This is a genomic window from Demequina gelatinilytica (assembly GCF_000971115.1).
In the GTDB taxonomy this organism is placed as follows: Bacteria; Actinomycetota; Actinomycetes; order Actinomycetales; family Demequinaceae; genus Demequina; species Demequina gelatinilytica.
Window position 1 is genome coordinate 243,186 of record NZ_BBLV01000002.1, and the last position, 11,841, is coordinate 255,026.

General features: G+C 71.5%; 12 protein-coding genes. 10 read left to right on the top strand and 2 right to left on the bottom strand.

Translation table 11 applies throughout. From position 1 onward, the window contains the following. Positions 1–139 precede the first annotated feature (139 nt). From AOM00_RS02485 to AOM00_RS02525, 9 genes are all read left to right on the top strand, one after another. Positions 140–682 (top strand): MarR family transcriptional regulator, encoded by a 543-nt coding sequence (locus AOM00_RS02485; protein WP_062516287.1) that lies wholly within the window; start codon positions 140–142, stop codon positions 680–682. Between the two features lie 181 nt (positions 683–863). Further along, positions 864–1,613: a dienelactone hydrolase family protein gene (locus AOM00_RS02490; protein ID WP_062516288.1), complete on the top strand. Its 750-nt coding sequence runs from the start codon at positions 864–866 to the stop codon at positions 1,611–1,613. A gap of 59 nt (positions 1,614–1,672) precedes the next feature. After that, complete coding sequence (locus AOM00_RS02495; RefSeq protein WP_062516289.1) at positions 1,673–2,986, top strand: FAD-dependent monooxygenase; 1,314 nt, start codon at positions 1,673–1,675, stop codon at positions 2,984–2,986. Between the two features lie 6 nt (positions 2,987–2,992). Continuing rightward, on the top strand, positions 2,993–3,787 hold the full coding sequence (locus tag AOM00_RS02500; RefSeq protein ID WP_062516290.1) for an SDR family oxidoreductase: 795 nt from the start codon (positions 2,993–2,995) through the stop codon (positions 3,785–3,787). Further along, on the top strand, positions 3,784–4,218 hold the full coding sequence (locus AOM00_RS02505) for a YybH family protein (protein ID WP_062516291.1): 435 nt from the start codon (positions 3,784–3,786) through the stop codon (positions 4,216–4,218). Before AOM00_RS02500 ends, AOM00_RS02505 begins: the two co-directional genes overlap by 4 nt. A gap of 5 nt (positions 4,219–4,223) precedes the next feature. Beyond that, positions 4,224–5,084: a fumarylacetoacetate hydrolase family protein gene (locus AOM00_RS02510; protein ID WP_062516292.1), complete on the top strand. Its 861-nt coding sequence runs from the start codon at positions 4,224–4,226 to the stop codon at positions 5,082–5,084. 12 nt (positions 5,085–5,096) lie between these two features. Beyond that, entirely contained in the window at positions 5,097–5,483 is a 387-nt protein-coding gene (locus AOM00_RS02515) for a RidA family protein (RefSeq protein WP_062516293.1), read from the top strand. A gap of 1 nt (position 5,484) precedes the next feature. After that, entirely contained in the window at positions 5,485–6,705 is a 1,221-nt protein-coding gene (locus AOM00_RS02520; protein WP_062516294.1) for a multidrug effflux MFS transporter, read from the top strand. Next, a complete protein-coding gene (locus tag AOM00_RS02525) occupies positions 6,702–8,174 on the top strand; it encodes an NAD-dependent succinate-semialdehyde dehydrogenase (RefSeq protein WP_062516295.1) in 1,473 nt (490 codons plus the stop codon). The genes AOM00_RS02520 and AOM00_RS02525 overlap by 4 nt, the downstream gene beginning before the upstream one ends. Before the next feature lie 78 nt (positions 8,175–8,252). Here the strand turns inward: AOM00_RS02525 and AOM00_RS02530 are convergent, their stop codons facing one another. Continuing rightward, a complete protein-coding gene (locus AOM00_RS02530; protein ID WP_062516296.1) occupies positions 8,253–9,284 on the bottom strand; it encodes a glycoside hydrolase family 43 protein in 1,032 nt (343 codons plus the stop codon). A 149-nt stretch (positions 9,285–9,433) separates the two neighbouring features. On the opposite strand from AOM00_RS02530, the gene AOM00_RS02535 reads away from it, so the two are divergent. Further along, the gene (locus AOM00_RS02535) at positions 9,434–11,083 is read left to right on the top strand and encodes a DUF389 domain-containing protein (protein WP_062516297.1); all 1,650 of its coding nucleotides are present in this window, start codon (positions 9,434–9,436) and stop codon (positions 11,081–11,083) included. Between the two features lie 30 nt (positions 11,084–11,113). Here AOM00_RS02535 and AOM00_RS02540 read toward each other — a convergent pair whose 3' ends face one another. Further along, positions 11,114–11,758: a class I SAM-dependent methyltransferase gene (locus tag AOM00_RS02540; protein WP_062516298.1), complete on the bottom strand. Its 645-nt coding sequence runs from the start codon at positions 11,756–11,758 to the stop codon at positions 11,114–11,116. Between the last annotated feature and the right edge of the window lie 83 nt (positions 11,759–11,841).

The window sequence follows — 11,841 nt, forward strand, 5'->3', positions numbered from 1 at the left end:
CGCGACCGTGCGACGCCTCCCCCGAGGTGCGGCCATGGTAGCCACAATGATTCAGCAAGGTAAAGCACTTTGATGAAGCATCCTTCACCATCCTGCGGACCCGCCTGATAGCGTGCCGCCCAGAGTTCAAGGAGGAGCCATGGAGCCGCAGCCCGGCGCCGCGAGCCCGGACCCGGCGCGCCTCGAGGAGGCGACCGAGTTCGCCGAGTCGATGGCCTCGCTGTGGGCGCTGTCCACCTACATCTCGCGCACCACCGCCGGGCTCCCCACCCTCCCGCAGGCCCAGGCGAGCGCCCTCCGGAGGATCATGGCCGCGGACCCCGACGGCCTCACGCCGTCCGATCTCGCGACCGCGATGGGCGTGTCGCGCGCGATGGTGAGCGACCACATCCGGCGCCTCGAGGGCCACGGCCTGGTGGTCCGACGGCGCTCGGAGGGCGACGGACGCTCGGTCATCGTCTCGGGAACCGACCTGGGCCGCCACGTCCACCGGTCGTTCCACTCGGGCATCGCGCTCGCGATGGCGGAGGCGTTCTCGATGCTGCCCAAGCGCGACCTCGAACGCCTCGCTCGCGCCGCGGGCACCTTCGAGCAGCTGCAGGCGAACCTCACCGCGATCGCGGACCGCGTGGGCGCCGCCGGCGAGGCGGCCGAGGGGCGCATCGCGGCACCGCGCCGCTGAGCTCCCGCCCCACCGGGCGGGACCTTCGCCTCATCACACTTGAAATCGTGTGTGATATCTCGTACGCTCGCACCACGCTTCAGAGTCGAGCGTGTCCGCACGAGCCGGAAGGGCAGGATCGCCCTCCTCCGCCGCTCGGCGTCGCCTCGGCCTCCGGACCCCGACGGAAGGAACGCGGCGCATGACCACCCTGGTCTCGAGAGACGTCGAGTACTCGCATGACGGCACCCGCATGCTCGGGCTGCTCCTTGCGCCCGAGGACGCCGCGGCCCGGCCGGGCGTGGTCCTGTTCCACGATGCGTTCGGCCTGGGCGAGGACATGATCGCCATCGCCGCACGCATCGCTCGGCTCGGGTTCTCCGTGTTCGCGGCGGACGTGTGGGGCGACCGCCTCACCCCGACCGAGGAGGGCCAGATCGGTCCGCTCATCGGCGGCATGGCGGGCGACCGCGAGCGCTGGCTCGGCCGCGTGTCCGCCGCGCACACCGCCGCCGCGGCCCAGCCCGAGGTCGACGGCGACACGCTCGTCTCGATGGGCTACTGCTTCGGCGGGTCGAGCGCGCTCGAGCACCTGCGCGCCGGCGGCGCCGTGCGCGGCGTGATCGCGATCCACGCGGGCCTCGACCTGCTCTCACCGGGTTGGGAGTCCGCGCACTTCGGGACCCGCGTGCTCGTGTGCACGGGCGCGGACGACCCGATGGCGACCGCCGAGCAGCGCGCCGCGCTCGAGGCCGCGATGTCGGCCTCCGGCATCGACTGGGAGCTCGACCTCTACGCCGACACACGTCACGCCTTCACCAACCCGAGGTCGCAGTTCTCCCCCATGCCTGAGGTCGTCGCCTACAACCCCCGCAGCGCGGCACGTGCATGGGCCGCGACCGAGAGGTTCCTCGCCGAGCTCGTCCGCGAGCCGGAGCACGCGACCCCCTGACACCACAGGTTCGCTCGCGCGCCGCCCCGGGGCGCGGGTCACGAGAAGAAGAGGACACCATGCTGGATATCGCCATCATCGGAGCTGGCCCCGCAGGTCTCGCCATGGCCCTGCGCCTTCACCAGCAGGGCTTCCGCCCGACCATCTACGAGACCGTCACGGAGCTCAAGCCGCTGGGGGTCGGGATCGACGTCAAGGTCTACGGGACCAAGGAACTCATCGAGCTGGGCGTGCACGACCGCTTCAAGGAGATGTCCGTCGACGCCGTCGACTCGATCTTCTTCAACAACCACGGCCAGGAGATCTACGCCGAGAAGTGCGGCGTCCACATGGGCTACGTCCACGAGCAGCGGTTCGTGCACCGCGGCTACCTCCAGATGATGCTGTTCGACGTGGTGGTCGAGCGCATGGGTGCGGAGACGGTGGTGCAGGGCGCGCGCCTGCTCGAGTACCGCAACATCGAGGGCGGGGTCGAGTTCGACCTCCAGCACTCCGACGGCTCGGTCGAGACCAAGCACGCGGACCTGCTCATCGCCGCGGACGGCATCAAGTCCGTCGCGCGTCGGCAGATGTTCCCCGACATGGCCGAACCGCACTACTCCGGGATCACCATGTACCGCGGCACCACCCTGATGGAGCCCTTCCGCAACGGCCACACCATCCTGCACATCGGTGCCCCGCAGATCGCCTCGATGATCGTCTACCCCATCGCGGAGAACTTCGAGGGCACCGGCAAGGTGCTGGTCAACTGGGTGGTCGAGCGCGAGCGCGACCAGACCGTCGAGGACTGGAACCAGGTCGGGTCCGTCGAGGAGATCCTGCCGTGCTTCGACACCGTCAAGATCCCGTTCCTCGACGTGCAGCAGATGCTGCGCGACAACCGCGAGGTGTACCTGTTCCCGCTGATCCGCCACGACCCGCTCGACACCTGGCACGATGGCCGCGTGGTGCTCATCGGCGACGCCGCGCACGCGATGTACCCGCGCGGAGGGAACGGCGCCTGCCAGGCGATCGTCGACGGCGGCGCGCTCGCGTCGCGCCTCGCCACCATGCCCGTCGAGCAGGCGATCGAGGACTTCGAGGCCGCGCGGCTGCCCCAGGTCAACGGCATGGTGATGGCGCACCGCGGCGAGGGCTACGAGGTCATCCGCCGCATGGTCGCCGAGCGCACGGGCTGCGAGCCCTTCGAGGACATCGAGGACGTGCTGCCGCTCGCGGAGGCCGACGCGATCTTCTCCAAGTACCACGCGATGGTGGGCCAGCCCCGCCCCGGCTTCGAGGCGGGCGAGACCACCGGCTACCGGACGTGGGAGGCGGCGGGGGACGAGGCCCCGGCCGCCGCATCGTCCTCCGTCGCCTCCGTGGAGGCGTAGGACCGCATGGATCTGGGCATCTCGGGGCGCGTGGCGCTCGTCGCGGCGTCCTCGCAAGGCCTGGGGCTCGCATGCGCCGAGTCCCTCGCGCGCGAGGGCGTGAGGGTGACGCTCAACGGCAGGGACGGGGCGCGGCTCGAGGCGGCCGCATCGACCCTCCGGGCGCGCGTCCGCACCCGGGTCCCCGACACCGAGGTCGGCACCATCGCCGCCGACCTCACGACGCCGGAAGGGCGTGCGGCGATCCTGACCGCCCTTCCGGACGTCGACATCCTGGTGACCAACAACGCGGGACCGCGCCCGGGCCCGTACGCCGAGTGGGACGCGGAGGCGCTCCACGGCGCGCTCGCCACCAACGCCGTGCCGGCCATCGAGCTCATGCGCGCATACCTGCCGGGCATGCGCGCGCGGCGATTCGGGCGCATCGTCAACATCACGTCGGCCATGGTGAAGAGCCCGGCGGCGGACATGGGCCTGTCCGCATCCGCGCGCGCGGCGCTCACCGCCGCCGCGAAGTCGATCTCGAAGGAGGTCGCCGCGGACAACGTCACCGTGAACAACCTGCTGCCCGAGCGCATCGACACCCCGCGCCAGGAGTTCATGGCGCGCCGGCGCATGGAGCGGGACGGGATCACGCGCGACGAGGCCTACGCGGCGATCGCCTCCACCGTGACCGCGAGGCGCCTGGGCCGGCCCGAGGAGCTCGGCGATGCCTGCGCGTTCCTGTGCTCCGCCCAGGCCGGGTACATCACCGGACAGAACCTGCAGCTCGACGGCGGCACCTACGAAGGACTGATATGACGGACGTGACCCCAGCCGACGACGCGACCCGCGCCGAGCTCCTCGCTCTCGAGGAGCGGCGCCGCCGAGCGCTGATCGATGTGGACATGGAGGCGCTCGCCGACCTCTACGACGACGCGTTGGTCCACATCCACGCGCCCGGCCTGGTCCACACCAAGCAGATGCTGCTCGAGCACACGGCGACCCGCCGCCCCTACCTCGACATGTGGCGAGGCGAGCTCGAGGTCCGCGTGCTCGGGGACGTCGCGCTCATGACCGGCCTCCTCACCAACCGCCTGCGCAACCCCGACGGCGGCGAGCGCACCATGAGCGGCCAGGTGACCCAGGTGGTCCGCCGGTGCCCGGACGGCGCGTGGCGGTATCTCAGCTTCCAGATGACACCCCTGACCGAGCAGGTCTGGGGCACCCTCCCCTCCGAGAAGAAGGACTGACAGCCATGAAGCTTGCCCGCTACCGCGTCGGCACGGGACCGGTCCGCCTGGGACGCGTGGACGATGGCACCGTCACCGAGATCTCCGGCGTCGCCGGGATCGGCTCCTCGCTCCGCGAGATCCTGCCGCGGCTCCCGGAGCTGCGCGAGGCCATCGAGGCGGCGGCGGGCGACACGCACCCGTTGTCCGAGGTGACGCTGCTGGCACCGATCGACGACCCCCAGAAGTACCTCGGCATCGGCATGAACTATAAGGAGCATGCCGAGGAGGCCCGCCAGGCGGGCATCCCGATCCCGACCAGCCAGCTGTGGTTCAACAAGCAGACCTCGTGCATCACGGGCCCGTACGCGCCGATCGAGAAGCCGATCGTGTCCGACGCGCTCGACTACGAGGTCGAGCTCGCCGTGGTCATCGGCCGGCGCTGCCGGCACGTCGGCGCCGCCGACGCACGCTCGGTCATCGCGGGGTACATGGTCGCGAACGACGTCTCGGTGCGCGACTGGCTGCAGAAGCGCTCCCCCACGTTCACGCTCGGCAAGTCCTTCGACACCCACGGGCCGCTGGGCCCGTGGCTGACCACGGACGACGAGGTCGCCAACCCGCTCGACCTGCGGATGACGCTCTCCGTCAACGGGGAGACGCGCCAGGACTGGCGCACGGACGACATGATCTACGACATCTACGAGCAGATCGCGTACCTGTCGCAGGTCATGACGCTCATGCCCGGCGACATCCTCGCGACGGGGACCCCGGCGGGCATCGGCGCCCCCACCGGGAGCTGGCTGCGGGTGGGCGACGTGGTGCGCGCGGAGATCGACGGGCTCGGGTTCATCGAGAACACCGTGGTCGCCGAGCCGGCGCTGTAGGAGGCCCACCCCATGCGACGGCGCACGAGCATCCACCTGCCGGGATTCACCCATGCGAACCCCATCCCGGCCGCGAGCCGGATCGGAGCCCACCTGTACTCCGGCGTGCTCACCGGTCGCGACCCCGTGTCGCGCGAGATGCCTCCCGATCTGGAGGACCAGTGCGCCAACGTCTTCATCCAGGTGCGATCCCTGATGGCCGCCGCGGGCGGCCGGCTCGACGACATCGTGAAGATGACGTTCTGGCTGGCCGACTACCGCGACCGGGAGGCGCTCAACCGCGAGTGGGTCGCGATGTTCCCCGACCCCGACGACCGTCCCGCGCGTCAGGCGATGGCGGCGACGCTCGACGGCGGCTGCCTCATCCAGTGCGACCTGGTCGCCATCCTCGAGGGATGACGTGACCTCCGCACCCGTGGCGGCGCCGACCATGGTGCGGATCCTGCCCGTGCTCGCGGGGCTCACGGCGCTCGCGCCGCTGTCGGTCGACATCTACACGCCCTCGCTGCCGGCGGTGCAGGCGGACCTGGGTGGCTCCGATCCGCTCACGCAGGCAGGCGTCACGCTCTTCCTGCTCGGGATCGGGCTGGGCCAGCTGGTCTGGGGGCCGTTGAGCGACCGGTTCGGGCGGCGTGCGATCGTCCTGCTCGGCGTCGCGGGCTGGACCGCGGCCTCGGGCCTCGACGCGCTGGCCACCGGGCCGGGGATGCTCGTGGGCGTGCGTGCGCTGGCGGGCCTCTGCGGCGCCGCGGGCATCGTGGTCGCGCGCAGCATCGTGCGCGACCTCTCCTCGGACACCCATGCGATGGCGTCGCGCATCGGCTTCCTCGCGATGGTGACGTCCATCGCGCCGGTGGTCGCGCCGATCCTCGGAGCGTCCATCGCCGGCGCCTGGGGGTGGCGCGCGGACTTCGTGGTGCTCGCGGCCCTGGGCGGCATCCTGCTGCTCCTGTTCGCGTGGACGGTCCCGGAGACCCTTCCCCGCGAGAGCCGCTCGACCGGCGGCGTGCGTGCCGTCACGGAGGGCCTCGCGCGCGCGGCCCGCAACCGCGAGGTCGCCGGGGCGGCGCTCGCCCTCGGCGTGCATGCATTCGGCTTCTACGCGTACATCGCCACCGCATCGTTCGTCGTCGAGCGCGAGCTCGGACGGTCGCCGACCGCGTTCGCGGTGGTGTTCGGCACCAACGCCGTCGCGGTGATCCTTGCCAACATGACCTTCAGGAGGCTGGTGCGCCGCCGCCATCCCGCCGGCCCGCTGGGCCTGGGGCTCGCGATCAGCGCGGTCAGCGGCGTCCTGCTCTGGGGAGCGGCCGCTGCCGGCGCGCCCGAGCTCCTGTGGTGGCTCGCGTCGATGGCCTTCGCCGCGGGCACCGGGCTGGTGCTGCCCGGCGCGCATGCGTGGGGCCAGGCCACCGCCGTCGCGTCCGGCGCCGCATCCGCTCTCACCGGCTCCGCGCAGTTCCTCGGCGGGGTGCTCGGCTCCCCCGTGACCGGCCTGCTCGGTCCGACCGCGGCCCACCTGGGCCTCGTCATCGCCGTCGCGTCCGGTCTGGCCGTCGCCATCTGGGCGACCGCCCGTCCCGCATCGTCCCCCCTCCCCGCCCCGAAAGGACACCCATGACCATCACCGTCGAGCAGACCCTGCTCGCCCGCGTACCCGAGGCGCTGCTCATCGGCGGACGCTGGCGTCCCGCGGCCGGCGGCGAGACGCTCCTGGTCCGCGACCCCGCGACGGGCGCGGTGCTCAAGGAGATCGCCTCGGCATCCGTCGAGGACGGCCGTGCGGCGCTCGACGCCGCGTGCGACGCCTTCGAGGACTGGGCGTCGACGCCCGCCCGCGTGCGCTCCGACATCCTGCGGCGCGCGTTCGACCTGCTCATGGAGCGCAAGGAGGACTTCGCGCTGCTCATGAGCCTCGAGATGGGCAAGCCCCTGGCGGAGGCGCGCGGCGAGGTCGCCTACGGCGGCGAGTTCCTGCGGTGGTTCTCGGAGGAGGCCGTGCGTGTCGCCGGCCGCTACGGCGCGAGCCCGGAGGGGCACGGGCGCATGATCGTCACCCAGCATCCGGTGGGACCGTGCTACCTCATCACCCCGTGGAACTTCCCGCTCGCCATGGCGACCCGCAAGATCGCGCCCGCGCTCGCCGCCGGCTGCACCGTGGTGATCAAGCCGGCCGAGCTCACGCCGCTCACCACGCTCCTGCTCTCGCGCCTGCTCGAGGACGCGGGGCTGCCGCCTGGCGTGCTCAACGTCATCACCACGTCGCGCTCCGGCGCCGTGTCCGAGCCGATCATCCGCGACCCGCGCCTGCGCAAGCTGTCGTTCACCGGCTCCACGCCGGTGGGGGTGAGGCTGCTCGAGCAGGCCGCCGGAGGTGTGCTGCGCACCTCGATGGAGCTCGGCGGCAACGCCCCGTTCGTGGTCTTCGAGGACGCCGACCTCGACAAGGCCGTGGACGGCGCGATGGCCGCCAAGTTCCGCAACATCGGGCAGGCCTGCACCGCCGCCAACCGGTTCATCGTGCACTCCGCCGTGGTCGACGAGTTCACGCGCCGCGTCACCGCACGCGTCGCCGAGCTGCGCGTGGGTCGCGGCGCGGACCAGGGCGTGGAGATCGGCCCGCTGATCGACGAGCGCGCTGTCGACAAGGCGGCATCCCTGGTGGCCGATGCGGTGTCGCGCGGGGCCTCGCTGCGCACCGGCGGTCACGCGATCCATGGTCCCGGCACCTTCTTCGAGCCGACCGTGGTCGCGGACGTCCCCCCTGGTTCCGACATCCTCCGGGAGGAGATCTTCGGGCCCGTCCTGGCGATCGTCCCGTTCGACACCGAGGACCAGGCCGTCGCGATCGCCAACGACACCGACTACGGCCTGGTCTCGTACGTCTACACGGAGTCGCTCACCCGGGGGCAGCGCATGATCGAGCGCCTCGCGACAGGGATGATGGGCCTCAACATGGGCGTGGTGTCCAACGCGGCGGCACCGTTCGGGGGCTGGAAGAGGTCGGGGCTCGGGCGCGAGGGTGGCGCCGAGGGCATCCACGAGTACCTGCAGACCAAGTACACGCTCACGCCGGACCCGTTCGTCTGAGCCGCGCACGCGAAAGCCCGGGCGCATCGTCCCTGGCGGGTGACGATGCGCCCGGGCGGCGCGTCTCGAGGAGGAGAGCTACGCGGGCGTGACCTCGGCGAGCCCCTCGGGCGGGAGCACGTCGATCGCGGTCGGTGCCGGTCGGGTCAGCGGCAGCGGCCTGCCCCACACCGGGTCGCCCTCGGCGTCGAACGGCAGCACCTGCGCGCAGGCCTGACGGTTGGGCTCGTAGAGCGGGTCGCCCTCGAGCTCGATGTAGGTGCGGGCGTGGTAGACGAGCACGGTCTCGCCGTCCTCGTCCTCCGTGAACGAGTTGTGACCCGGGCCGTAGATGCCGTTCTCCGGGGCCGAGGTGAACACGGGCTCCGGGCTCTTGCTCCAGCTCGCGGGGTCCAGCGGGTCGCTGTCCGCGTCAGCCGTGAGCAGGCCCATCGCGTACTCGGGGCCCGTGCCGGACGCCGAGTAGGACAGGTAGAGCCTGCCGTTCTTCTGCAGCACCGAGGGACCCTCGTTCACCCAGAAGCGCTCGATCTCCCAGTCCAGCTCCGGCTTGGTCAGCATGACCGCGGGGGTCGCGAGCGTCCAGGGGTTCTCCATGCGCGCGATGTAGAGGTTCGAGTTGCCTCGGATCTCGAAGTCCTGCTGCGCCCACACGAGGTACTGGACGGCGTCCTTGACGAAGGACGTCGCGTCGAGCGCGAAGGACTCCCAGCCGGTGTCGACCTGGCCACGCTCGACCCACTCGCCCGTCATCGGGTCCTCGTCGGTGCACTCGAGCACGAACACGCGATGGCAGAAGGTCTCGGCGGTCCCCGGGACGTCCGCGTGCGGATGACCGATGCCCGCGGCGGCGTAGTAGATGTACCAGGCGCCGTTCACGCGGTGGATCTCCGGGGCCCAGATGAGGTTCGACTGCGGGCCCTCGAAGTGCTTGGTCCAGATGGTGACCTCGTCGGCCGCCTGGAGGTCCTCGAGGCGCTCGGCACGACGCAGGACGATGCGGTCGTAGAGCGGGTAGGAGCCGGTGAAGTAGTACGAGCCCTCGTGGCGCAGGACGCACGGGTCCGCGCGCTGGAGCACGATGGGGTTCGGGATGAGGTGCTCAGGCACGGGCGCTCTCCTCGTCGTTGAGTCGTGGACGGTTTGCAACGTTGTAAAGAATGATACGGCACTTCGGGCGACACGTGACAACCCGGAAGGCCCCTCCGCGTGTGAACCTCGCCTCACCCGCCATACGCTGAGCCCGAAAGGCGGTGACGATGGACGGCGCGTCTCACGAGGCGATCCCCCGGCTGCGCGATCAGACCAGGGAGATCGTCCACGGGTTGGCGAACGGCGCGTCCGTGCGCGGCATCGCCATGGCGTCCGCCGGCGCCGCGGTGCTGATGCTGCCGGGCGCCACCACGTGGCTGGTGCAGCTGATCGCGGTCGCGGCGCTCGGCGCGACCGCCCTCATGGACCTCTTCTACGCCGCCACGGGTCGACGCTGGCTCGGACGACGCCTCAACCGCGTGTACGCGGCGCTGCGCGGGCTGCTCACGCTCGCGGTGACCGCGCTGCTGGCCGTGCTCGCCTGGTGGGATCCCACGGGCGAGGCGCTCAGCCTCGCGGTGCTGGTGCTGGTGCTGGGCTGCTACGTAGCGGCCCGCGGCCTCATCGTGGTGCTGGGCGCCGCCTTCCGCAGGGGCCGCGCGGATCGCATCCCGCGGCTCGCGAGCGGCGGTGTGACGCTGGTGCTCGGCGTGCTCGCGGCGGCGTTCCCCCAGCAGATGGCGAGCACCGTGATCGTCTCGTCCGCCGCGGCCGCCATCATCGTGGGGCTCATCCTGGTCGCGTGGGGGCTCCGGCGCGCCGAGTCCGGCAGCGAGCTCGATCCGGCGCACACCTCGATCGGCGAGGTGCTGTGGGACTGGGTGCGCATGGCCGATGTGGGCGACGACGCCCGTGCCGTCCAGATCGAGGCGCTCTACTTCGAGAACCCCGGTCGGCTGTCGAAGCTCGGCGCGTGGTGGGTCATGCTGGTGCTGTCGGTCGCGATCGCGACGTACGCCATCCTCGCAGACTCGACGGCCGTCGTCATCGGAGCGATGCTGGTCGCCCCGCTCATGACCCCGATCGTCGCGCTCGCCGGCGCGCTGGTGAACGGCTGGGCCCGGCGCGCGTTCCACTCCGCCGTGCTCGTGGGGTCCGGCATGGTCGTGGCCATCCTGCTCTCGTACGGCCTCGCCGCATGGTCACCCGTCGCGATCGCGTTCGCCACGAACTCCCAGATCACCTCCCGGGTGGCCCCCACGGTGGTCGACATGCTCGTCGCGATCGCCGCGGGTGCGGCGGGCGCCTTCGCGACCGTGAACTCGCGGGTGTCGTCGTCGATCGCCGGCGTCGCCATCGCGGTCGCGCTCGTGCCGCCCCTCGCGGTGGTGGGCGTCAGCCTCAGCGGCGGCCGCATCGGCGACGCGAGCGGCGCGCTGCTGCTGTTCCTCACCAACTTCGTCGCGATCGTGCTCTCCGCATGCGCGGTCTTCGTGATCACGGGCTTCGCTCATGCCGGGATGCTGCGCACCAGCCCGCGGCGGGTGCTCCTCACCCTCGCCCCGTTCGTCATCCTCGCGGGCCTGGTGCTGCTCCCCCTCATGGTGCGCACCGAGGGTCAGCTGGTCGCCTCGGGCCAGGAACGGAACGCGGAGAAGGCCGTCGAGGAGTGGCTCGGCGAGGACACCGGGTTCGTGATCCAGGGGGTGACCATCTCGAGCGACGGACTCCGCGTGGTCATCCAGGGCCCCGGCGAACCTCCTCCCGCCGAGGAGCTCCAGGAGGCGCTCAAGGGCAGGTTCGGGGGCTCGCCCGCGCTCTCGCTCATCGTGATCCCGGTGACCGTCACCGAGCTCCCGGCGGTGTACGGCAGCTGACGGCCGCTCGGGCAGGGGCGCAGGCGGGTGTCAGCGCGCCTTCCACACGGCGGTGTACCTCCAGAAGAGCCGCCTGCGCATCCGGACACCGGGGAGCACGGACTCCATCACGAGAGCGACCTGCTCGAACGTCTCCGCCGGGGCCGCCACCGGCGCGCCCATCCTCAGCGGCTCGGCGGCTGTCCCACGAGGGTGCCGGAGCCAGCCCACCACCGGGTTGAGGGCCACGGAGATCCTGGACCGGAGATCGGGGTGGTCCTCGCTGACCACCCCGACGATCACGATCCTGCCGCCCGACCGCAGACAGGCCCGCGCCTCGCGGAGCGCCGCCTCGAGCGCCAGGTGGTGCAGCGAAGCGACGAACACCACCAGGTCATACGCCGCTCGCTCCTCCGGGCCGAAGGACCGCGCCTCGATGCGTACCCGCGCGCTCCGAGCATGACGGGAGAGCGCGTGAGCCGCATAGACGGGGTCCGGCTCGAGGCCGACCACGTCCGGCAGGATCCGAGCCAGACCGCCCACCAGGTTGCCGCTGCCGCAACCCACATCGAGCGCGCGAGCTCCACCGGCCCGGGCGACCCGCCACGCGTGCCACATGACCACGGGAGTGAAGGCGGCGTTGTGGGACCACGGATGGGCTCGGTTGAACCGCCCGAGCCGCTCGATCAGAGTCACGCGTCCAGGCTAGCGGGCGGACCGAAAGCGCTGGTAGAAATGCGAAAGGCCCCCCAACGTGGTTGGGGGGCCTTTCTAAGGAA